Consider the following 21,032-nt stretch of genomic DNA (forward strand, 5'->3'; position numbering starts at 1 on the left):
CATGCCCCAGCCATTCGACGCCACCGCGAACCGCCAGGCCGAACGCCTGGCCCTGACCTTTCTCGACCGGGTCTGGCAGCCGCCCCATGACCTGGATGCCATCGACGAGCTGATGACCGAAGACTATGTCATCACCTCCGGCGGCCAGACCATTCGCGGCCGCGACGCCTTCAAGGCCTGGGTCAAGGCGTTCCAGGAACTGCTGCTGGACGCGCGCACCGACAACCTGGAGGTCTTCGCCAACCCCGCCGGCGACCGGGTGGTGTCGCGCTGGCGCTGCTCGGGGCGCAACAACGGCATGCTCGGCACCCCCGCCGACGGCCGGCCGATCGCCTTCAGCGGCGTGGCCATCTGGACCGTGCGCGACGGCCGCCTGGCCGAGTGCTGGGTCGAGCGCAGTGCCTGGGAACTCTACCAACAGCTGACCACCCTGCCCTGATGCCGCCGCAGCGCGTGGCCATGCTGCGCTACGCCCTCGGCGGGGTGGCCGCCGTGGTCCTGCTCAACCTGCTGCTGCGCAGCCTGGTGAAGCTCGGCGGCCTGCCGGCCACCCTGTTGATCGCCGTTACGGTCGCCGCCGCCATGGCCCTGTGCTTTGCCGCCAAGGCCCGCCGCGCGCCCCAGCCGCAGGAGCGCCGGCGCCTGCTCTGGCTCTATGGCGGGTTGCTCGCGCTGCTCTATCTGGCGCTGCTGGGGATGATGAGCCTGCAGGACAGCCCAGGCCCCATGGGCGTGCTGATCTTCGCCCTGCACTACCTGTGCTACCCGGCGAGCGCCGCGCTGCTGTTCTCCAAGCGGACCTTCTCGTGGCTCGCCCCGCCGCGTCCGTAGGACCAGGGGCTTCCGCCCGTCCTGCCGGTGGAACCGGGCTCGCAAGCGGCGGCTCTATATGCCACCTAGGCCCTGCATGGGTTGGAGGCCAGCCATGCCAGAACCAGACCCCGCCAGTCAGGAACACCAGTACCTCACCCGCGCGCTGCGCACCCTCAGCGGCTGCAACCGGGCGCTGTTGCGCGCCGGCGACGAAGCCACCCTGCTGCAGGAGATCTGCCGGGTCATAGTCGAGCAATGCGGTTATCGCATGGCCTGGGTCGGCCGCGCCGAACAGGACGCGGCGAAGACCGTCACGCCGATGGCTTTCGCCGGGGTCGAACGCAGCTACATCGAATCGCTGCACATCAGCTGGGCGGATAACGAACGCGGCCGCGGTCCCAGCGGCCGGGCGATCCGCACCGGCCAACCGAGCCTGTCGCGCAACCTGCTGACCGATCCGAACACCGCGCTTTGGCGCGAGGGCGCGATCCGCCACGAGATCGCCTCGGTGCTGTCACTGCCGCTGCGGGTCGGCGGCGACATCTTCGGTGTCCTGGCCATCGGCGCCCCGGAGGCGGATGCCTTCGGCCCCCAGGAACTGGACCTGCTCGGCGAGGCCGCCGAGGACCTGGCCTTCGGCCTCCAGGCCCTGCGCATCAAGGCCCGGCGCAACCAGGCGGAAGTGGAAATCCAGCGCCTCAATCGCGCCCTGGCGACGCGGGTCGCGGTCAACCATGCGCTGATCCATGCCAGCGACGAGCCGGCCCTGCTCGAGGACATCTGCCGGGTGCTGGTACAGGACTGCGGCTACCGCCTGGCCTGCGTCGCCTATCGCCAGGACCAGGCGCCGCAACGCTTTCGCCCCGAGGCCCATGCCGGGCTCGACCGAGGCTTCCTGATGCTGGGCGACGCCTGGGGCGCCAGCACCGAAGGCCTGGCCTTCATCCACAGGCTGGAGGCGACGATGGAGACGGGGCGGCCGTTCGTCCTGCGTGACATCCTCAGCCATGCCAACCCTCCGCTGCGCGATGAGGCCCGCGCCCGAGGCTTCGCCGCGGCCATCGTGCTGCCGCTGCGGCTCGAGGGCGAGCTGATCGGCATGCTGGTCATCATGGCGGCGGAAGCCGACGCCTTCGATGCTCGCGAGGTCGAGTTGCTGGGTGCCACGGCCAAGGACCTGGGCTTCGGTATCAGTACCCTGCGCACCCGGGTCCGGGCCGCTCAGGCCGAGGCCACCATCCGGCGCATGGCCTACACCGACGGCCTCACCGAGCTGCCCAACCGTCTGCACCTGTGCGAACTGCTGGAGGACGCCATCGCCCGCGCCCGGCAGGAGCATCGCCCGCTGGGCCTGCTGCAGCTGGAAGTCGGCAGCAACCAGGAAATCAACGATACCCTCGGCTACCGCGAAGGCGATCGCCTGCAGCAGGCCATCGCCGCCCGTCTGGTGCAGGCGGTCGGGCCGCGGATGCCGGTGGCGCGGATCGGCGAGAAGGAATACGCCGTGCTGATGCCCAGCGGCGGCGCCGAACAGGCCACCCAGCTGGCGCAGCAGATACTCGAGGCGCTGTACGAGCCGATCGACCTGTCCGGCCTGTACCTCGATGCCCGCGCCAGCATCGGCATCGCCCTCTATCCCGGCCACGGCACCGAGACCGACGCCCTGCTGCGCCGAGCCGGCAGCGCCCTGGACCGGGCCAAGCGCTCCGGGGCCGGCTATGCCCTGTTCCACGATGAACAGGAGCGCGCCTGCGCCCAGCACCTGACCCTGATGAGCGACCTGCGCCGGGCGATCGACGCCAACCAGCTGCGCCTGCACTACCAGCCGCAGCTGCAGATCGCCACCAACAAGGTGTGCGGCACCGAGGCCCTGCTGCGCTGGCAGCACCCGCAGCGCGGCCTGCTGGCGCCCAACCAGTTCATCCAGCTGGCGGAAAGCTCGGGGCTGATCACCCCGCTCACCTACTGGGTGCTCGACAATGCGCTGAGCCAGGGCTATGCCTGGCGCGAGGAAGGCGACTCGCGGCCGATCTCGGTCAACCTCTCGGCCCGCGACCTGCGCGACCCCAAGCTGGTCGAGCGCATCCGCGGCGCCTTCGCCACCTGGGGCGCCGCACCCGACTGGATCGAGTTCGAACTGACCGAGAGCGCGCTGATGGATGACCCGAGCACGGCCCTGGAAACCCTGGTGCAGCTGAAGAAGTTCGACACCCGCCTGACCATCGACGACTTCGGCACCGGCTATTCCTCCCTGGCCTACCTGCAGCGGCTGCCGGTGGACGCGCTGAAGATCGACCAGTCCTTCGTCGCCGGCATGCTCAGCGACGATGACGACTCGGCGAAGATCGTCCGCTCCATCGTCGAACTGGCCCACAACCTCGACCTCGAGGTGGTCGCCGAGGGCGTGGAGGACCAGGAGACCCTGACCCGTCTGGGCAACTTCGGCTGCGACATCGCCCAGGGCTTCAGGATCTGCCGGCCACTGCCGGGCAACCGCGTCCTCGCCTGGGAGGCCCGTTCGGCCTGGCAATGAGCGCCGCGCGCCGGCTCAGCCGGCCTTGCCGCCCAGCGCCTGGGCCAGCGGCAGCAGCGGCTTGGGCTTGCTGAACACCAGCACGTTGCCGAGCATCACCAGGACCAGACCCAGCAGCGCCGGGGCGCTCCACTGGTAGCCCTCGGCGAACACCGAGATATTCAGCGCCACCACCGGGAACAGCACGGTGCAGTAGGCCGCGCGCTCCGGGCCGAGACGCCCGACCAGAGTCAGGTAGGCGGTGAAGCCGATCACCGAGCCGGGAATCGCCAGGTACAGCAGCGAGCCGACATAGCGCGTGCTCCACTCGAAGGCGAAGGGCGTGCCGCTGACCAGGCAGATCGCCGCCAGCATCACGGCGCCATAGAGCATGCCCCAGGCATTGCTGGTCAGTGGCTTGAGGCCGGCCTTCTGCTGCAGGCTGGAGAGCATATTGCCGGCGGAGAAACACAGGGTGCCGAGCAGCGCCAGGCCGATGCCCAGCAGGGACTCGCGGCTGGCCGGGTGGTCGGCCACCTGCGGCCAGAACAGCAACAGCAGCCCGCCCAGGCCCAGGGCGCCGCCGGCCAGCACCTTGGCGGCGATCCGCTGCTTGAAGAACAACCGTGCATTGAGCGCGTTCCACAGCGTCGCGGTGGAGAAGATCACCGCCACCAGACCGCTGGGGATCCACTGGCTGGCGGTGTAGAAGCACAGGAAGTTGAGGCAGAACAGGCACAGCCCCTGGGCCAGGCAGATCAGCTGACCGCGGCCGTCGACTCGTTGCAGCCGACCGCTGAGCAGCAGGACGGCGAACAGCACCGCGGCGGCCAGGGCGAAGCGGTAGGCGATGGACGCGGCGACCGCCACCTCGCCCACCTGCAGCTTGATGGCGATCCAGGTGGTGCCCCAGATCAGGACGGTCAACAGATACAACGACAGGCTCATCGCACGGCTCCCAGTGATTGGCCTCCAGTCTGGGTCCCGCCTGCGCCGGGCGCTTGCGCAAAGTTGCGCTTTTTCCGCGCCTTGAGCCTGGCCGACCAGCGCCCATACTGAGCCTATGGCCAGCTCCAGCGGCACCACAGCCCCGGTGTTCCACGCCGCCGGCATCACCAAGGTCTACGGCACGGGCCCCGGCGCCGTGCGCGCGTTGCGCGGCGTCGACCTGGAGCTGCCCAGCGGCGAACTGGTGGTGCTGCTCGGCGCCTCCGGCAGCGGCAAGTCGACCCTGCTGAATATCCTCGGCGGCCTGGACCGGGCCAGCAGCGGCAGCCTGCACTTCTACGACCAGGAGCTGACGAGCCTGAGCGACAGCCAGCTCACCCAGTACCGCCGGCGGCATGTCGGCTTCGTGTTCCAGTCCTACAACCTGATGCCCAGCCTCACCGCCGAGGAGAACGTCGAGCTGGTCACCGAGATCGCCGAGCAGCCGCTGGCGCCACTCGAAGCCCTGGAGCTGGTCGGCCTGCGGCCACGTCGCGAGCATTTCCCGGCGCAGCTCTCCGGCGGCGAGCAGCAGCGCGTGGCCATCGCCCGGGCCATCGCCAAGCGGCCCACCGTGCTGTTCTGCGACGAGCCCACCGGCGCCCTCGACAGCGACACCGGGCGCACCGTGCTGCGGGTGCTGCAGGACATCAACCAGGACCTCGGCACCAGCGTGCTGATCATCACCCATGCCGCCGCCACCGCGGCCATGGCCGACCGCGTCCTGCACTTCGCCGACGGGCGCATCCGCGAGGTGACGCTCAACGCCAGCAAGCGCCCGGCCGAAGAGATCGTCTGGTGACGAGCCGGCGCCGCCCATGAGCCCCCTGGACCATAAACTGCTGCGCGACCTCAGGCGGGTGCGCGGCCAGGCCCTGGCCATCGCCGTGGTCATCGCCCTCGGCGTGCTGTTGCTGGTGATGATGGATGGCCTGGTCAACTCCCTGGAGGAGAGCAAACGCGCCTACTACCAGCGCTATCGCCTGGCCGAGGTGTTCGCCCCGGTCAAGCGGGCGCCGCGCCAACTGCTCGCGCAGATCGCCGCGCTGCCCGGGGTCGCCGCCGTCGAGGGACGCGTCAACGGCGCCGCCCTGATCGACCTGCCGGAAGAGGCGGTGCCGATCCGCGCCCAGGCCGTGTCGCTGCCGGATCATCGGCGGCCACGGCTCAACGCCGTGCACCTGGTCGAGGGCCGCCGCCTCGCGGCCGGGCAGCACGACGAGATCCTCCTGCTGCAGGGCTTCGCCGCGGCCCGGGGCCTGGCCCCCGGCGACCGTCTGAGGGTCAACCTCAATGGCGCCCGGCGCACCCTGCGCATCGTCGGCCTGGCCCAGGCCCCGGAGTTTCTCTATAGCGTGGCGCCGGGCGAACTGGCCCCGGACGACGCCCGCTTCGCCGTGCTGTGGATGAACGAGGAGGCCCTGGCCGCCGCCTTCGACCTGGACGGCGCGTTCAACCAGGCGCTGCTGGCGCTGGGCCGCGACGCCCGCCTGGCACAGGTGCTCGAAGACCTGGAGCGGCTGCTCGCGCCCTATGGCAGCACCGGGGCCTTCGGCCTGGCCGACCAGCTCTCCAACCGTTTCATCTCCGAGGAAATCGCCGGTCTCAGGGCCTCCAGCCGCGTGGTGCCGCCGATCTTCCTCGGCGTCGCCGCCTTCCTGCTGTACATCGTCATCTCGCGCATGATCCAGGCCGAACGCGAGCAGATCGGCCTGCTCAAGGCCTTCGGCTACTCCGGCGCCGCGGTCGCCGCCCACTACGGCAAGTTCGTCCTGGCCATCGCCGTGGCCGGCGCCCTGCTCGGCTGCCTGCTCGGCGTGCTGGCCGGGCGCAGCCTGGTCGGGGTCTACCTGACCTACTACAAGTTCCCCTTCCTGCTGTTCCGGGTCGACCCCGGGGTGTTCCTCACCGGCCTCGCCGTGAGCATCCTGGTCGCCTCGGCCGGCGGCCTGCTGGTGCTGCGCCAGGTGTTCGCCCTGAACCCGGCGGTGGCCATGCGCCCGCCGGCGCCCCCCGACTACAGCCGCTCGGCACGCCTGGGGCGGCTGCTCAGGCGCCTGCTCGACCCGCCCAGCCGCATGGTCGTGCGCCGCCTGCTGCGCCAGCCCGGGCGCACCCTCAGCGCAGCCGGCGGAATAGGCGCCGGCATGGCCCTGACGGTGGCCATGCTCAGCGTGATGAGCGCCTTCGAGCGCAGCCTGGAGCTGAGCTTCGGCGTCATCGACCGCAGCGACGCGACCCTCAGCTTCATCGAACCGCTGTCGGACAAGACCCTCCTCGAGCTGGGGCGCATGGCCGGGGTGATCGAGGTCGAGCCCTTTCGTCAGGTGGCGGTGATGCTGCGCCACGGCCGCCACAGCTACCGCGGCGCGATCAGCGGCCTGGTCGGCCGGCCACGCCTGAACCGCCCGGTGGATAAGCACATGCAGGGCCTGTTCATCCGCGCCGATGGCCTGATCCTCGGTGAGTCCCTGGCGCAGATCCTCCGGGTCCAGCCCGGCCAGAGCCTGAGCGTCGAGGTGCGCGAGGGCCGCCGGCCGCGCCTGCAACTGCCGGTGGCCGGCGTCGCCGAGACCCTGCTCGGCGCCCCCGCCTACCTGGAACTGGGCGCCCTGAACCGGGCGCTGCAGGAGCCCAACCGGGTTTCCGGCGCCTACCTGCGCGTCGACAGCGCCCAGGGCGAGGCGCTCTACCGCACGCTCAAGGAGATGCCGGCGGTGGCCGGCGTCAGCCTGCGCAGCGAGGCGCGGAGCGCCTTGCGCAAGCTGCTGGACAGCGGCGCCGGGGCGATCCGCTACGTGATGGCGGCCATCGCCGCGATCATCACCTTCGGCATCGTCTACAACAGCGCGCGCATCGCCTTCGCCGAGCGCGCCCGCGACCTCGCCAGCCTGCGGGTGCTCGGCTTCACCCGAGGCGAGGCGGCGTTCGTCCTGCTCGGCGAACTGGCGCTGATCACCCTGCTGGCCCTGCCGCTCGGCGCGCTACTCGGCTACTACTTAACCGAGGCGGTGGCGACCGGCTTCAGCACCGATCTGTACCGCGTGCCGCTGCTGTTGGTGCCCAGCAGCTACGGCATCGCGGCCCTGGCGGTGCTGGCGGCGGCGACGCTGTCCGGCTGGCTGGTCAAGCGCGACCTCGACCGCCTCGCGCCGATTGACGCACTGAAGACACAGGAGTGAGCCTTGGCCCACAGCCGATCACGCCTCTGGATCACCCTCGGCCTCGCGGCCCTGCTCGCCGCCGCCCTGGCCTTCGCCTTCTGGCCACGGCCGCTGCTGGTGGACCTCGGCACCGTGCAGCGCGGGCCCATGCAGCTGAGCATCGACGAGGAAGGCCGCACCCGGGTGCGCGACCCCTATGTGCTCTCCGCGCCGGTGGCCGGCCGGCTGCTGCGCGTCGAGGCGGAGCCGGGCGACCGCGTCGTGGGCGGCCAGAGCGTGGTCGCGCGCATGCTGCCGGGCCTGCCCACGCCCCTGGACCGCCGCGCCCATGCGCAGGCCCGCGCCCAGGTCGAGTCCCGCGCGGCGGCGCTGCGGGTAGCGCGAGCCGAGCAGGCCGGCGCCGGCGCCGAACAGCGCCTGGCCAGCCTGGAGCTGCGCCGCACCCGCGCCCTGCATGCCCGCGACGCCGTGGCCCAGGCCGAGCTGGACCGCAGCGAACGCACCGCCGGCATCGCCCAGGCGGCGCTGGAGCGGGCACAGGCGGCCGTGGTCCAGGCCGAGGCGGAACTGGCCAACGCCCGCGCCGGCCTGCTCGGCCTCGCCGACGATGGCACTCCGGCCGCGCCGCTGGCGCTGGCGCTGGTCGCTCCCCTCTCGGGACAGATTCTGCGGCTGATGCAGGAGAGCGAGACCAGCCTGGCCGCCGGCACGCCGATCCTCGAGATCGGCGATATCGCCGGCGACCTGGAGGTGCTGGTCGAGCTGCTGTCCAGCGATGCCGTGCAGGTCGCCCCCGGCGACACGGTGCTGATCGACAACTGGGGCGGCCCCCAGGTGCTGAATGGCGTGGTCGATCGCATCGAGCCGGCCGGCTTCACCAAGTTCTCGGCCCTGGGGGTGGAGGAGCAGCGGGTCAACACCCTGATCCGCCTGAGCGACCCGCCCGAGCGCCGCCCGGGCCTGGGTCATGGCTTTCGCGTACTGGCGCGCATCCTCGTCTGGCAGAGCGCCGAGACCCTCTACCTGCCGTCCAGCGCCCTGTTCCGCCAGGGTAGCGACTGGGCCGTGTTCGCCGTAGAGGCCGGGCGGGCGCGCCGGGTGGCGGTGCAGATCGGCGCCAACAACGGTCACCAGGCGCAGCTACTCGCGGGGCTCGAAGCCGGCGAGCGCGTCGTCCTGTTCCCCAGCGCCGAGCTGAGCGATGGCGCGCGGGTACGGCCGCGCCAACTCACGCCGCGGCGCTGACGGCGGGTGGCGCGCGCCGGCCGCTCGCCAGCGGCGTGCTAAGGTGCCAGTCGATAACCGCCCCGAGGTTGCCCCGCCATGCCGAAGATCGAGTCCCTGCTGCTCACCGCGGCGCGCATCTGCACCTACGACGGCCAGCACCAGCTGACCAACGCCAGCGGCTTCTTCTTCGCCCGCGGCGAACGCCTGTTCCTGGTGACCAGCCGCCACGTGATGATCGACGAGCCGAGCAAGCACTTTCCCGATCGCATCGTCATCGAGGTGCATACCGCCGAGGCCAACATGGCCAGCTCCACCGGCTTCTCCATTCCGCTGTACCGCGACGGCAAGAGTCTCTGGCGCCAGGGCCTGGACAGCGCCGGCGAGATCGACGTGGCGGCCATCGAGCTGGACCGCGGCGCCCTGCCCGAGGCCATGGTCTACAGCGCCTTCACCCCCGAGCACCTGCCGGGTTCGGAGGAGCCGGTCGAGGTCGGCGCGTCGCTGCTGGTTGTGGGCTTCCCCCTCGGTTTCCACGACACCCTGCACCACATGCCGGTGGTGCGCCACGCGGTGCTCGCCTCCTCCTTCGGCCTGCGCTTCCAGGGCCAGGGTTACTTCCTCACCGACGGCCGCACCCACCGCGGCACCAGCGGCGCCCCGGTGGTGCTGCGCCTGCCCGAGCGGCAAGGCGCAGCGGACGAGCTTCCCTGGCGCCTGCTGGGCGTGCACTCGGCACGCCTCGACCTGGGCACCCGCGACCTGCAGCTGGACGAGGCCCTCGGCCTGAACTGCACCTGGTACGCGGACATCCTGCTGACGCTGACGCAATAGCCGCCGAACGGCAAAAAACCGTCCCGATCCGACGGGGCGATTGCCGCCCGGTCAGCTCACAGGCCCAGCTCGCTGAGGCCCGGATGGTCGTCGGGACGGCGCCCCTGGGGCCAGCGGAACAGGCGCTGGCTTTCCTCGATCGGCAGGTCGTTGATGCTGGCGTGGCGCTCGCGCATCAGGCCCTGTTCGTCGAACGCCCAGTTCTCGTTGCCATAGGAGCGGTACCACTGGCCGTCGGCATCCTGCCACTCGTAGGCGAAGCGCACGGCGATCCGGTCGTTGTCGTGGGCCCAGAGCTCCTTGATCAGGCGGTACTCCCGCTCACGCTGCCACTTGGCGGCGAGGAAGGCGCGGATCTGCTCGCGGCCGACCGGAAACTCGCTGCGGTTGCGCCAGCGGCTATCCGGCGTATAGGCCAGGGCCACGCGCTCGGGGTCCCGGCTGTTCCAGCCGTCCTCGGCCATGCGCACTTTCTGCGCGGCCGTTTCGCGGCTGAAGGGCGGAAAGGGTGGGCGGCTTTCATGGGTCATGCTGATGTCCTCCTGATGGGGGTGAAAGGTTAGTTCGGCGAGCGCCCGCTCAGCGAATGCTCAGGGCGTCTCAGGCAGTCGCCAGCGCAGGGCCAGCGCCGCCGGCCGCCGCACCAGCTGCTCGACATCCAGGTGCCAGAGCCGCTCGGCGCCCGGAAAGGCGCGGATCGCCTCGCCCTCCAGGGTCAACTCGGTGCGCCCGCTGAGCTGCAACAGCGTCCCGCTGGCGAAGTCGATAAACAGCAGGCCGGCACGGGGGTTGAGCAGCAGGTTGCCCAGGGTGTTGAAGTGCAGGTTGCCGGCGAAGTCCGGAATGCTCAGGCGATTGCCCGCCACCCGCACGAAACCGGCCGGGCCGCCGCGGTGCGAGACGTCCACGGCCGGGCGGCCGTCGGCCTGTACCACGTAGCTGGCGACGAAGCAGGTGTCCGCCGCCTCGATCATGGCCGCGGCGCGGGCATCGAGGTGATCGCGGCGTTCGGCGGGCTGGCCGGTGTCCACCGCCGCCGGCCGGGGCTCGAGCTGGCGCGGCTGGATGTAGCGCGGGCAATTACCGAAGCTCTGCTCGACCCGAATGTCGAGGCGCTCGGGCTGGCAGCGGCTGACCCGGCCGTTGAGGCGATTGCGCCGACGGCTGTGCAGCTCGATGCCGAGCAGGCCGATGGCCGCGCCCTCGCCCAGGGCCCGGGCAGCGGGGTCGCGCGGGTCGCGGCGGCCGTGCAGTTGCAGGCTGTCCGGCGTCGGCGCCCGGGCGAATCCCGGCTGGCCCTCGAGCAGCCCCGCCCAGGGGCGTCCCCGCTCGTCCACCGCGCCGATCAGCACGAAAGGCAGCTGGCGGTAGAAGTCGCGGTGTTGGTCGGGCAGGTAATCGCGAATCACCTTGCGGCCGACCGCCTCCATCCGCTCGGCCACGCCGGCGCGGGCCTGCAGGTGCTGCTCCCCGGCGTGCCAGGGTGAGGAAGGGCTGGAGACTGTATGCATGGCGACGGCTCCTCGATCGAAGAAAGGGCGGCGGCGCACCGCTTGCACGGTGCGGCGGGCGCCGCGCGCTCAGGCGGTCTGCAGGCCGACGGCGCTGCGCGGCATCGGCACGAAACCCGGCAGGGCCTCGATGCGCGCCAGCCAGGCACGCACATTGGGATAGTCGTCCAGGGACACATTGCCCTCCGGGGCATGGGCGATGTAGCTGTAGCCGGCCACGTCGGCGATGGTCGGCGCGTTGCCGGCTAGGAACGGGCTGCCGGCCAGCTCCTGATCGATGACCCCGAGCAGGGCGTGGGAGCTGGCGATGGTCGCCTCGGCATCGTAGGGCGCCGCGAAAACGGTGATCAGCCGCGCCCTGGCCGGCCCCGAGGCAAGGGGCCCGGCCGCCACCGAGAGCCAGCGCTGCACCCGGGCGGCGGCCACCGGCTCGTCCGGCAGCCAGCGACCGCTGCTGTCGTACTGCTTGGCGAGGTACACCAGGATGGCGTTGGAGTCGCTGAGCACCGTGCCGTTGTCGTCGATCACCGGCACCTGGCCGAAGGGATTCATCGCGAGGAACTCCGGGTGCTTGTGGGCGCCCTTGGCCAGGTCGACGAAGACCGCTTCGGTCGGCAGACCGAGCAGCGAGAGCATCAGCTCTACGCGGTGTGCATGGCCGGACAGCGGGTGACGGAAGAGTTTGATGGCATGGGACATGATGAACTCCGCATTCGGGTGAGTGGCTCAGGCGGTGGCGTTGCCGGGCCGGTCCGCGCTGATGTGGGGTCATCTTGTCCGGCAAAGACGCAAGACAGAATCACCAGAACCGGCAATCCTTTCTTTCACTCAGCGAAATAAAGCGGGGATCGTTCAGCCCAGGGCCGGATGCTCGCGCAGCCGCCTGACGGCGAAGTCGACGAAGCTGCGCACCCGCGCCGCGGCGCGCCGGCCCTCGCGATAGACCAGCTGTACCGGCAGCTCGGGCGGCTCGAAGTCGCTCAGCACGCGGCGCAGCTGCCCCTGTTGCAGCAGCCCGTGGACCTGATAACTCATGCAGCGGGTCAGGCCCGCGCCACCGCAGGCGGCGGCGATGGCCGCCTGGTCGGTGGCGCAACTCAGGCGCGGGACGAAGCCCAGGGTGCGCCAGCGCCCCTGTTCGACAAAGCGCCATTCCGGCAGACGCGAATCCGCGCTGGAGTGGATGAGGCGATGATCCGTCAACTCCGCGGGCTGCCGCGGCTCGCCCTGCTCGGCCAGGTAAGCCGGGCTGGCGCAGACGATCCGGCGAACCGCGCCGACCCGGCGGGCGAACAGCGACGAATCCGCCAACGCACCGACCGCGATGGCCACATCCACGCCCTCCTCCTGCAGGTTGGGCACTCCATCCCGGTACTGGGCGAAGATCTGCACCTCGGGGTAGGCGCCCAGGTAATCGAGCAGGATCGGCGTCAGCACCTGCTGGCCGAACAGCAGCGGCACGACCAGATGGAGTCGGCCGCGGGCCTCCACGTGCAGGCCGCAGGCCGAGGCTTCGGCCTCGGCGACCTGGGCGAGGATGCGCCGGCAGTCGACGAGAAAGCCCTCGCCGGCCTCGGTCAGCGTCACGCCACGGGGACCGCGCGCCAGCAGTGCGACGCCGAGGCGGCCCTCCAGCGCGCCTATGGCCCGCGTCACCGTCGGCGCAGAGAGCCCCAGGCGGCGCGCGGCGGCAGCCAGGCCGCGGGCCTCGGCCACGGCCTCGAATACCCGCAGTTCCTGGTAGCGGTCCACGCTCAGCCCTGCCGCTGCGGGTTCAACGCGGCATTGGCGCCGAGGCCGGCGGCGCAGAAGTCGACGAAGGTGCGCACCTTCGCCGCGACCTTGCGCCCCCCCAGGTGGACCACATGGACCGGCAGCGCCGGCAGTTCGTAATCGGCCAGGACGATCTCCAGCTCGCCGGCGGCGACCTGGCGGGCAACCTGATAGGACAGGGCCCGCGTCGGCCCCCAGCCGAGGCAGGCGGCATTGATGGCCGCCTGGTTGGCGGTGACCACCAGGCGCGGCTGCGACCGCACGCTGAGCGGGCCGCCGGGGCCACTGAACTGCCAGTCGCTGACCAGGCTGCTGCTGGCGGCGACCACCGCATCCTCCAAGCGCAGGTCCTGCGGACACCTCGGGCGGCCGTGCTCGGCCAGGTAGGCCGGCGCCGCGCAGATCACCTGGCGCACCTCGCCGACCTTGACCGTGTGCAGGCCGCTGTCGGGCAGGTTGCCGATGCGCACCGCCACATCGACGCCCTCGTCGACCATGCTCACCACGCGGTCCACCAGCAGGGCCTTGATCTGTACCGCCGGATGACGCTTCAGGTAATCCACCAGCAGCGGCGTGACGAACAGCTCGCCGAACAGCACCGGCGCGGTGACGGTAAGCTGGCCACGGGCGACGGCGTGGCTGCCGGCGGCCGACTCCTCGGCCTCCTCCAGCTCGGCGAGGATGCGCCGACAGTCCTCCCCATAGCGCTGGCCGGCCTCGGTAAGGCGCACGCTGCGGGTGGTGCGGGCCAGCAACAGGGTGCCGATGCGCGCCTCCAGGGCGGCCACGGCGCGGGTCACGCTGGGCGGCGACATGTTCAGGCGGCGCGCGGCCGCAGCAAAACCCTGCGCCTCGGCCACGGCCAGAAACACCTGCATTTCCTGGAAACGATCCATTAGCGGCTCCTGTGCGAATGCCGGCAGTGTCGGCGAGTTGTTTCACCGTGCGCAACAGTGCGCACGGAGGGCCGCTTATTTCCTCGATCCTTGTTAGGAGCCCAGCGCTGCCAGGCCAACACGCCCGCGCTGCAACGCCGGGCCACGCAGACAGTGGCGCCCATCGGCCACAACGAGGCGACGGCCCTCGCCAACCAACTGGTGCGGGTTGGCTGGCCGCGGTGGTGCCATGCGCGGCGCTTCAGCGGCGATTGGCACAGCGCCAGGCCCGCCTGACGGCGGGGGTAATCAGGATGGGGTGAAGGTTTTCATGGGGTTGTGTTGAGCAGCAGCACTGTCGGAACAGGCGAGTCCTGCAGCGGAACAAGGCCGATAACAATCATGATCTGAGGGATCGATTGAACGCTTGGCCCCCGCTGCGCGAACTACAGAATGGCCAGGGCGGCAATGCCCACAACAGGCCGGATATACGCATGCAACCGCACTGACGACAGGGTTGGAAAAGCTATTCCTCATCTACTTGCGGGGAGAGTCCATATACGCATTGTTATATGACTCCCACTGTTACTTTCCGTCTCTTTGCTTAATATGCTCTTGGGTTTCGTCAGGTATAATGCCGCTGTAGAGCTGGTCTAGCTCTCTTGGTTTTGTTATTACTTCGTCAGCAATGAAGTTGAGTATGCTGAATAGTTTGGTGGCAATTTCGCTGTTGTCGTCCAGGTTTATTTGACCAGGGTGGACGGCGTTATTGCCTACTACTCTTAGTATATCTAGTGCCTGTTGGATTTTTGGGCTCAAGCCTTCTGCTACTAGCTCTTTTATATCGTTGTTTATGTTTTTACCGCTTTTCCCTACTTGCTTTAATAGTTTTTGTAGGGCGAGGCGAAGTAGCGCCGTAGCTCCTTTGGGTGAGTCAACGAATATGGTTGCTGCTTCTTGGTATATTTCTTTAATGTCTTCATCCATGTCGCCATTTGGAGGTGGGAGATTGGTTTTTCTTGGGTAAACCAATTTTTGGTCAACCCATAATGAAATGTCTTTGCAAGATATGCAGGTTGAAACAGAGAAGTTTTTTGGTATGGCGCTATGAATGTTTCTTTAAAAATATCTGTTGATTGTTTCGATGAATGAAGAAACAGCATTCTGCTGGTAATCTTTGATTCCAGTTATATAGTCGTAATAAATATGGCTTATAGTTTCTCTGATGATGCTTCCTGCATTGATTGCATTGAACCAATCTTGTTGTGCTGTAACCTTGCAGTGTGGGCATTGAAACTTACTGCTTCCAAAGGATGGCGATTTTTCCAATTTGATTTCTCCTTCGGTCAGAGATCATATAACGCTCCGCTAAACGGCGAGCGTTAGCGAGTCCGGTGGAGGCCACGTTTTTTTTGTGGCCGGAACGAATTTGAGCGGCTTGTTACATTCTGACGTACTAAAGATCAGAATAGCCTTTTGCAAACTCTCTATCTATTTCATTAGTAGACTGATATTTGGAGACTGCTATCGAAACCGAAAGATTTGCAAGCTTATTTAGCTTTTTTTCATACTCTTCTTTCTGTTCAAGTGTTTCTTCTAGCTTTGTTCCCAAGTCAATTTTTGGCTGAGCCATTTTCTTTTCAAGCATATATTCTGAGGAACTTGTGCAACGATCAATTATTCTTTGGTGCAAATCTATTTGCTGTGCAATTACCGACAATATAGTTTGCTTATAGGAGTTCACTTTTTCGTGCTCATAAGAAGATTTAGCGCTGGAAAGCTGCTCTTCTTGGGAGTTGAGAGTTTTGACTTGTAATTCATGCAGTTTTGAAAACTCGGCAACTTGGGTTTCTAAAAACTTTTTTGCAGCCTTATGGTGACAATAATGGCTACCAGTGTCACAAAAGAAACTACTGGCGCAAACACTCCACCAAAGAAAGAGCCTAATGCTGACCAGTCAGCCGAAGCACTTGATATTTCACCCGAAAATGTACTTTTGTAAAAGTATACAGCTACTAACAAGCCTGAGAGCAAACCGAATATGGAGAAATAAAGAACCAACTCTAAAGGGTCTTTCTTATTATTTTTCATAGAATCACGCAACCCTGACAAAGAATGCAACTAAAATTAGACGTCAAGTGATGTGCATAAACGCGTCATTTGACGGATAACATTCCCTGCCATTATCAGCGCAGCCTCTCTAGCTTGAGGCTTCCGGCCTGTGGCGGGGGTCTTGTGGGGTGTTATGCACCTGAGGTGGCGCATCGGCAACCCTGGGTAAGCATTGGCGTACCATTTTTGCATCGGCGAATTACTCAGTTAAAACAGTCGATGCAAGCAGGGGAAAGCTATTCGGCGTCCTGCCTGCGGGGTGCGTCATTGCGTGGGCTGAAACTACCCGAATGCGGAGTGCCGTCACAAGTTGTTGTGGCGAAGCGCCCTCCATTTCATCGGACTTGCCCTGCCCATTGCACCGGGCTAGAGTGCGCCGGTCACGGTCAATCCCGTGGCCGGGCGTGACAACCCGAAATCAACCAAGGCGCGGTAGCGCCATAGCTGAGTAGCCGGCGCTTTTTTTGTGCCCGGCTATCGCATTTCTATGGTGGGCCGTGCGGGGCAGGCTTCGGCCTGGCCGGTTTCCTTGGTTGCCGGTTTGTCACCCCCGTACGGTCCGCCACCCAAACCGCGTGACAACGGTGGGTGACGGCTCCTTAATCAAACCAGGGAGCATAAGGAATGCGCTATCCACCTTTTACCCAAGGGCTCCACCTTGGGCTGTTTGTCTTGTCGTTCGCCTCCTGCCTGGAGGTGCGTTATGGCTAGATTCCACGCTGTTGTCGTTCCCTTCCCCAGGCGTTACGAACCACTCGATTGCCTCGATGGCCAGGGCTGGCATTTCCAGGCGGCGGCCGAGTTGCGGGTGGCGATGCTGCATAAGCTGTTCGACATCCTGGCGCGCATGGAGGCGTCCAGCCCCGGCGCAGGGCCGCTGCATGAGGCCTGCGACAGCGCCCGCGCGCTGTTGAGCGACGTGTTGGTGCTGTACCGCCGGGCGTTGGCCCAGGCGCAAGGGAGGGCCGGCGATGAATAGACCCTGCACCAGCCACCTGCCCCCCCATGACGGTCATCGCGGCGCGATCATCAAGTGGCCGGTGAACTGCCATGAGGCCTTCGACCGGGGCGTGGCCAGCGCCCAGGCCTGGTTGAGCAACGACGACAGCGGCTGGCTGTGGGCCAACCTGATCATCGAGCGCGACGCGCTGCCCCCCGGGGCGCAGCGCCGGGCATTCGAGATCGGCTTCCTCAGCCGGGTGCACCAGCGCTTGTGTTCGCCGTTCGGCGGCAACCACCAGGCGAGGAAGACCTGCCTGCAGCTGTAAGCCGGCTGTCGACCTCGCCACAGACAGCCCGCCGGGAGTTCCGACGGGCTACCCTTCAAGCCCCAATCACCGACGGTCCGCCGGGGGTGTCGATCACAGCCCACCGGCTCTGCGGGAAGGCGTAGCGAGTTCGCCCGAGCAACCGCTGGTGAAACCGCTTCGTGGTTTCCACGGGGCGAGCATCCAGGGCGAGCCCTGCCACTGTGTCGGGTGCTTTCCCCTGCACGGCACTTGCCCAATCTTGCGCTTTTCTCGCCCCATGGGCTGGCAGCCGCACCGCAGCGGCGTAGCATGGCTGGGTTGGAGAAAACAGCTATGGCGCAGTTCGATCAGTTACAGGTCTTCCAGAGCATGAGCCGCTCGCCCCACGCCCGCTTGCAGGGCAGCGCCGAGCTGGGCGACGGTTTGAGCGCGGCGCGGTGGAGCAACCGCGACGACCGTCGCGATTACCAGGCGCCGAGCCACCACACCCTGTCCTGCTACCTGGCCGGCGGCACCGGCACCTTTCACCGCGGGCGCCCGGGCAGCAAGGGCGCGCCGGACAAGCTGTGCATCCTGCCGGCCGGGCACCAGTCGGCCTGGGTGATCGACGGCGAGATCCAGCTGGCGCATCTGTACGTCAGCCAGGAGCAGTTCGCCCTCGGCGCGGTGCGCCTCCTCGACCGCGAGCCGAGGGAGCTGGAGCTGCGCGAGAGCATCTTCCTCGACGACCCGCAGCAGGCCCTGCGCTTTCGCCAGCTGTGCCGGCTGGACTGGCAGGAGCCCGGCGAGCGCCTGCTGACCAGTAGCCTGGCCCACGCGTTGCTCGACCACGCGCTGCTGTCCCAGGTCGGCCGCCGCGAGGGCCTGCGCCTGACCGGCGGCCTGGCTCCGATACAGCGCCGGCGGCTGCGCGAGTTCATCGACAGCCAGTTGGCCGAGCCGTTGAGCCTGGGGCAGCTGGCCGGCCTCTGCGCGTTGTCCGAATACCATTTCGCGCGCATGTTCCAGCTGAGCTTCGGCCTGCCGCCGCACCGCTACCTGCTCAACCGGCGCCTGGCCCGCGCCCAGGAACTGCTGCGCCAGACCCAGTTGCCCCTCGGTGAGGTCGCCCTGGCCTGCGGTTTCGCCAGCGCCAGCCATTTCAGCAACCGCTTCCGCCAGGCCTTCGCCGCCACGCCGGGCCAGTACCGCAGCGCATTCGCCGGCTGAGCCCCGCAAGCCCCCGCGGCTGTGTCAAAATTATTGGCTGTTCCGCGTTCGGCGCCGCCATGCCCAGTCTCGACTCGCCACACCCGGGGCTCAGATCATGAGCCTGGATATCCTGCATCTGCACCAGGCCGACTGGCGGGCCGCCGTCGGCGCGGGCGATTTCCAGCGCGGCGTCGGCTATGCCGAACAGGGCCGCAGCCGCCTGCTCAGCCTCAAGGACCATACCCTGTTGGCCAGCTGCCGCGGTTCCGGCGCGCAGAGCTACCGCCAGCGCATCAGCCTGCACCCCCACGGCCAGCACTGGGACGTCACCGGTCACTGCGACTGCCCGGTGGGCTTCAACTGCAAGCATGTGGTCGCCGCCCTGCTGACCCTGGAGCGCCAGCAACGCGCCGGCATCGACCTGAGCCCGCTGATCGTGCCGAGCAAGGACGCCGCCGAGCAGCGCCTCGAAGGCGTGGCGCCCCGGCCGGTGCTGACCCTGGGCAGCCACGTGCGGGTGCACTACGACGCGCGCAAGGGACGCATGCACGAGCAGACCCAGCACCGCGCGGCACTGGCCTTCGACTACCAGGGCCACCCGGCCTACGGCAAGGCCGCCAAGGATGTGCTGGTACGCCAGAGCGCCAGCCTGAACCTGCGCATCGTCCGCGACGCCGCCGCCGAGGCCGCCCTGCGCCAGCGCCTGGAAGGCACCGGCCTGCAGGTCGCCCTGCGCCAGAGCGAAGCCCTGGCCGAGCACCCCGGCGAACACTTCGAGCTGGCCAGCGAGGCGGCCTGGCTGACCTTCGTCCAGCAGCAACTGCCACGGCTGCAGGCGGAAGGCTGGCAGGTGCGCATGCAACCGGACTTCCACTACGACCTGGCGCAGGTGGACGACTGGTATGCCGAAGTCGAGGATGCCCCCGAGCACGACTGGTTCGACCTGGAGCTGGGCATCGAGGTCGAGGGGCAGCGCATCAGCCTGCTGCCGATCCTGTTGCAGGCGATCCGCCAGAAGCCCTGGCTGCTCACCGGCGAGGCCCTGGCCCAGCGCGCCGATGAGGAGCTGCTGCTGGTCAGCCTGCCCCACGGCAACCGGCGCATCGCCCTGCCCTTCGCCCGCCTCAAGCCGCTGCTGGCCACCCTGGGCGAACTGTTCTTCCGCGACCCCGACGAACTCGGCCCGCGCCTGCGCCTGGGCCGCGCCGACGCCGCGCGCCTGAGCGGCCTGGAGCAGGGCCCGGCACTGAACTGGCAAGGCGGCGAGCGCCTGCGCGGCTTCGCCCAGCGCCTGCAGGCGCTGCCGAACAGGCCCGCCAAGGCGCCGGCCGGCCTGCAGGCCAAGCTGCGCCCCTACCAGTTGCAGGGTCTGGCCTGGATGCAGGCGCTGGCCGAACTGGAGGTGGGCGGCGTGCTGGCCGACGACATGGGCCTGGGCAAGACCCTGCAGACCCTGGCGCATATCCTCGGCGAGAAGCAGGCCGGGCGCCTGCAGCGGCCGGCACTGATCGTCATGCCCACCAGCCTGATCCCCAACTGGCAGGACGAAGCCGCGCGCTTCACCCCGCAACTCCGGGTGCTGGCCCTGCACGGAGCCAAGCGCCGGGCGCAGTTTCCGCTGATCGCCGAGCACGACCTGATCCTCACCACTTACGCCCTGCTGCCCCGCGACCTCAAGGTGCTGGCGGCGCAGCCCTACCGCCTGCTGATCCTCGACGAGGCGCAGAACATCAAGAACCCGCGCAGCAAGGCGGCCGTGGCCGCGGGCCAGCTGCAGGCGGCGCAGCGCCTGTGCCTGACCGGCACGCCGCTGGAGAACCACCTGGGCGAGCTGTGGTCGCTGTTCAACTGCCTGATGCCCGGCTGGCTCGGCGACAGCAAGAGCTTCACCCGCGACTACCGCACGCCCATCGAGAAGCAGGCCAACGGGCAACGCCTGGCCCACCTGCACGGGCGCATCAAGCCCTTCCTGCTGCGCCGCACCAAGGAGCAGGTGGCCCGCGAGCTGCCGCCCAAGACCGAGATCACCCACTGGGTCGAACTGAGCGACGCCCAGCGCGACCGCTACGAGACCCTGCGCCTGGCCATGGACAAGAAGGTGCGCGCCGAGATCGCCCGCCAGGGCCTGGCGCGCAGCCAGATCGTCATCCTCGAGGCGCTGCTGCGCCTGCGCCAGGCCTGTTGCGACCTGCGCCTGCTCGGCGAGGAAGGGGACACCGGCCTGCACAGCGGCGACTCGGGCAAGCTCAGCGCCCTGCTGGAGATGCTCGCGGAGCTGGTCGAGGAAGGTCGGCGGGTGCTGCTGTTCTCCCAGTTCACCTCGATGCTGAGCCTGATCGAGGCCGAGCTGCAGGCCCGGCGGATCGGCTACGCCAAGCTCACCGGCAGCACCCAGGACCGCCGCACCCCGGTGCAGCAGTTCCAGGCCGGGCAGTTCCCGGTGTTTCTGATCAGCCTCAAGGCCGGCGGCGCCGGCCTCAACCTGACCGCCGCCGACACGGTGATCCACTTCGACCCCTGGTGGAACCCGGCGGCCGAGGCCCAGGCCAGCGACCGCGCCTACCGTATCGGCCAGGACAAGCCGGTGTTCGTCTACAAGCTGATCGCCCGCGGCAGCGTCGAGGAGAAGATCCAGCAGCTGCAGCAGGCCAAGGCCAACCTGGCCCAGGGCGTGCTGGAGGGCGGCAGCCAGGCGCAGTGGCAGATGACCGAGGACGACCTGGCCGCCTTGTTCGCGCCACTGGAGTGAGGCGGGCGAACGCTCACCCTCGAGCGCCCCGCCGAAC

19 protein-coding genes and 2 pseudogenes are annotated in these 21,032 nt (G+C 67.9%); 12 read left to right on the top strand and 9 right to left on the bottom strand.

Annotated features, from left to right (window positions below; translation table 11 throughout):
• Nucleotide 1 precedes the first annotated feature (1 nt).
• From SBP02_RS15650 to SBP02_RS15660, 3 genes are all read left to right on the top strand, one after another.
• Nucleotides 2–439: an ester cyclase gene (locus SBP02_RS15650; protein WP_318643067.1), complete on the top strand. Its 438-nt coding sequence runs from the start codon at nt 2–4 to the stop codon at nt 437–439.
• 20 nt (nt 440–459) lie between these two features.
• Nucleotides 460–831, top strand: coding sequence for a hypothetical protein (locus SBP02_RS15655; RefSeq protein ID WP_318643069.1), 372 nt, complete (start codon nt 460–462; stop codon nt 829–831).
• A gap of 94 nt (nt 832–925) precedes the next feature.
• A complete protein-coding gene (locus SBP02_RS15660; protein WP_318643071.1) occupies nt 926–3,346 on the top strand; it encodes a bifunctional diguanylate cyclase/phosphodiesterase in 2,421 nt (806 codons plus the stop codon).
• 15 nt (nt 3,347–3,361) lie between these two features.
• Here the strand turns inward: SBP02_RS15660 and SBP02_RS15665 are convergent, their stop codons facing one another.
• Nucleotides 3,362–4,273: a DMT family transporter gene (locus tag SBP02_RS15665; RefSeq protein WP_318643073.1), complete on the bottom strand. Its 912-nt coding sequence runs from the start codon at nt 4,271–4,273 to the stop codon at nt 3,362–3,364.
• Nucleotides 4,274–4,388: 115 nt separating this feature from the next.
• On the opposite strand from SBP02_RS15665, the gene SBP02_RS15670 reads away from it, so the two are divergent.
• The 4 genes from SBP02_RS15670 to SBP02_RS15685 all read left to right on the top strand — a co-directional run bounded on the left by SBP02_RS15670 (nt 4,389) and on the right by SBP02_RS15685 (nt 9,534).
• The gene (locus tag SBP02_RS15670; RefSeq protein ID WP_318643075.1) at nt 4,389–5,114 is read left to right on the top strand and encodes an ABC transporter ATP-binding protein; all 726 of its coding nucleotides are present in this window, start codon (nt 4,389–4,391) and stop codon (nt 5,112–5,114) included.
• A 16-nt stretch (nt 5,115–5,130) separates the two neighbouring features.
• Nucleotides 5,131–7,494: an ABC transporter permease gene (locus tag SBP02_RS15675; protein WP_318643077.1), complete on the top strand. Its 2,364-nt coding sequence runs from the start codon at nt 5,131–5,133 to the stop codon at nt 7,492–7,494.
• Nucleotides 7,495–7,497: 3 nt separating this feature from the next.
• A complete protein-coding gene (locus SBP02_RS15680; protein WP_318643080.1) occupies nt 7,498–8,721 on the top strand; it encodes an efflux RND transporter periplasmic adaptor subunit in 1,224 nt (407 codons plus the stop codon).
• 78 nt (nt 8,722–8,799) lie between these two features.
• Nucleotides 8,800–9,534 (top strand): S1 family peptidase, encoded by a 735-nt coding sequence (locus SBP02_RS15685; protein WP_318643082.1) that lies wholly within the window; start codon nt 8,800–8,802, stop codon nt 9,532–9,534.
• A 56-nt stretch (nt 9,535–9,590) separates the two neighbouring features.
• Here the strand turns inward: SBP02_RS15685 and SBP02_RS15690 are convergent, their stop codons facing one another.
• From SBP02_RS15690 to SBP02_RS15710, 5 genes and pseudogenes are all read right to left on the bottom strand, one after another.
• Nucleotides 9,591–10,064 carry a nuclear transport factor 2 family protein gene (locus SBP02_RS15690; RefSeq protein WP_318643085.1) on the bottom strand — a complete coding sequence of 158 codons (474 nt, stop codon included), beginning with the start codon at nt 10,062–10,064 and terminating at the stop codon, nt 9,591–9,593.
• Between the two features lie 78 nt (nt 10,065–10,142).
• Nucleotides 10,143–11,045: pseudogene (locus SBP02_RS15695) on the bottom strand (pyridoxamine 5'-phosphate oxidase family protein); the annotation flags it as partial.
• A gap of 69 nt (nt 11,046–11,114) precedes the next feature.
• A complete protein-coding gene (locus SBP02_RS15700) occupies nt 11,115–11,744 on the bottom strand; it encodes a glutathione S-transferase family protein (RefSeq protein ID WP_318643087.1) in 630 nt (209 codons plus the stop codon).
• 153 nt (nt 11,745–11,897) lie between these two features.
• Nucleotides 11,898–12,797, bottom strand: coding sequence for a LysR family transcriptional regulator (locus SBP02_RS15705; RefSeq protein ID WP_318643089.1), 900 nt, complete (start codon nt 12,795–12,797; stop codon nt 11,898–11,900).
• Between the two features lie 2 nt (nt 12,798–12,799).
• Nucleotides 12,800–13,714, bottom strand: coding sequence for a LysR family transcriptional regulator (locus SBP02_RS15710; RefSeq protein ID WP_318643091.1), 915 nt, complete (start codon nt 13,712–13,714; stop codon nt 12,800–12,802).
• An 87-nt stretch (nt 13,715–13,801) separates the two neighbouring features.
• Here SBP02_RS15710 and SBP02_RS15715 point away from each other — a divergent pair.
• A pseudogene (locus SBP02_RS15715) lies at nt 13,802–13,990 on the top strand (IS110 family transposase); the annotation flags it as partial.
• Nucleotides 13,991–14,278: 288 nt separating this feature from the next.
• Here SBP02_RS15715 and SBP02_RS15720 read toward each other — a convergent pair.
• From SBP02_RS15720 to SBP02_RS15730, 3 genes are all read right to left on the bottom strand, one after another.
• The gene (locus SBP02_RS15720; protein WP_318643093.1) at nt 14,279–14,680 is read right to left on the bottom strand and encodes a DUF4145 domain-containing protein; all 402 of its coding nucleotides are present in this window, start codon (nt 14,678–14,680) and stop codon (nt 14,279–14,281) included.
• A gap of 469 nt (nt 14,681–15,149) precedes the next feature.
• A complete protein-coding gene (locus SBP02_RS15725; RefSeq protein WP_318643095.1) occupies nt 15,150–15,437 on the bottom strand; it encodes a hypothetical protein in 288 nt (95 codons plus the stop codon).
• Between the two features lie 107 nt (nt 15,438–15,544).
• The gene (locus SBP02_RS15730; protein ID WP_318643097.1) at nt 15,545–15,784 is read right to left on the bottom strand and encodes a hypothetical protein; all 240 of its coding nucleotides are present in this window, start codon (nt 15,782–15,784) and stop codon (nt 15,545–15,547) included.
• Between the two features lie 724 nt (nt 15,785–16,508).
• Here SBP02_RS15730 and SBP02_RS15735 point away from each other — a divergent pair.
• From SBP02_RS15735 to SBP02_RS15750, 4 genes are all read left to right on the top strand, one after another.
• Nucleotides 16,509–16,784, top strand: a complete 276-nt coding sequence (locus SBP02_RS15735; RefSeq protein WP_318643099.1) for a hypothetical protein — start codon at nt 16,509–16,511, stop codon at nt 16,782–16,784.
• The gene (locus SBP02_RS15740) at nt 16,777–17,073 is read left to right on the top strand and encodes a LasR-specific antiactivator QslA (protein WP_318643101.1); all 297 of its coding nucleotides are present in this window, start codon (nt 16,777–16,779) and stop codon (nt 17,071–17,073) included. Before SBP02_RS15735 ends, SBP02_RS15740 begins: the two co-directional genes overlap by 8 nt.
• Before the next feature lie 315 nt (nt 17,074–17,388).
• Nucleotides 17,389–18,264, top strand: coding sequence for an AraC family transcriptional regulator (locus SBP02_RS15745; protein ID WP_318643103.1), 876 nt, complete (start codon nt 17,389–17,391; stop codon nt 18,262–18,264).
• 97 nt (nt 18,265–18,361) lie between these two features.
• Nucleotides 18,362–20,995 carry a DEAD/DEAH box helicase gene (locus SBP02_RS15750; protein ID WP_318643105.1) on the top strand — a complete coding sequence of 878 codons (2,634 nt, stop codon included), beginning with the start codon at nt 18,362–18,364 and terminating at the stop codon, nt 20,993–20,995.
• Nucleotides 20,996–21,032: the final 37 nt, after the last annotated feature.

It is taken from the genome of Pseudomonas benzenivorans (genome assembly GCF_033547155.1).
Classification (GTDB): Bacteria; Pseudomonadota; Gammaproteobacteria; order Pseudomonadales; family Pseudomonadaceae; genus Aquipseudomonas; species Aquipseudomonas benzenivorans_B.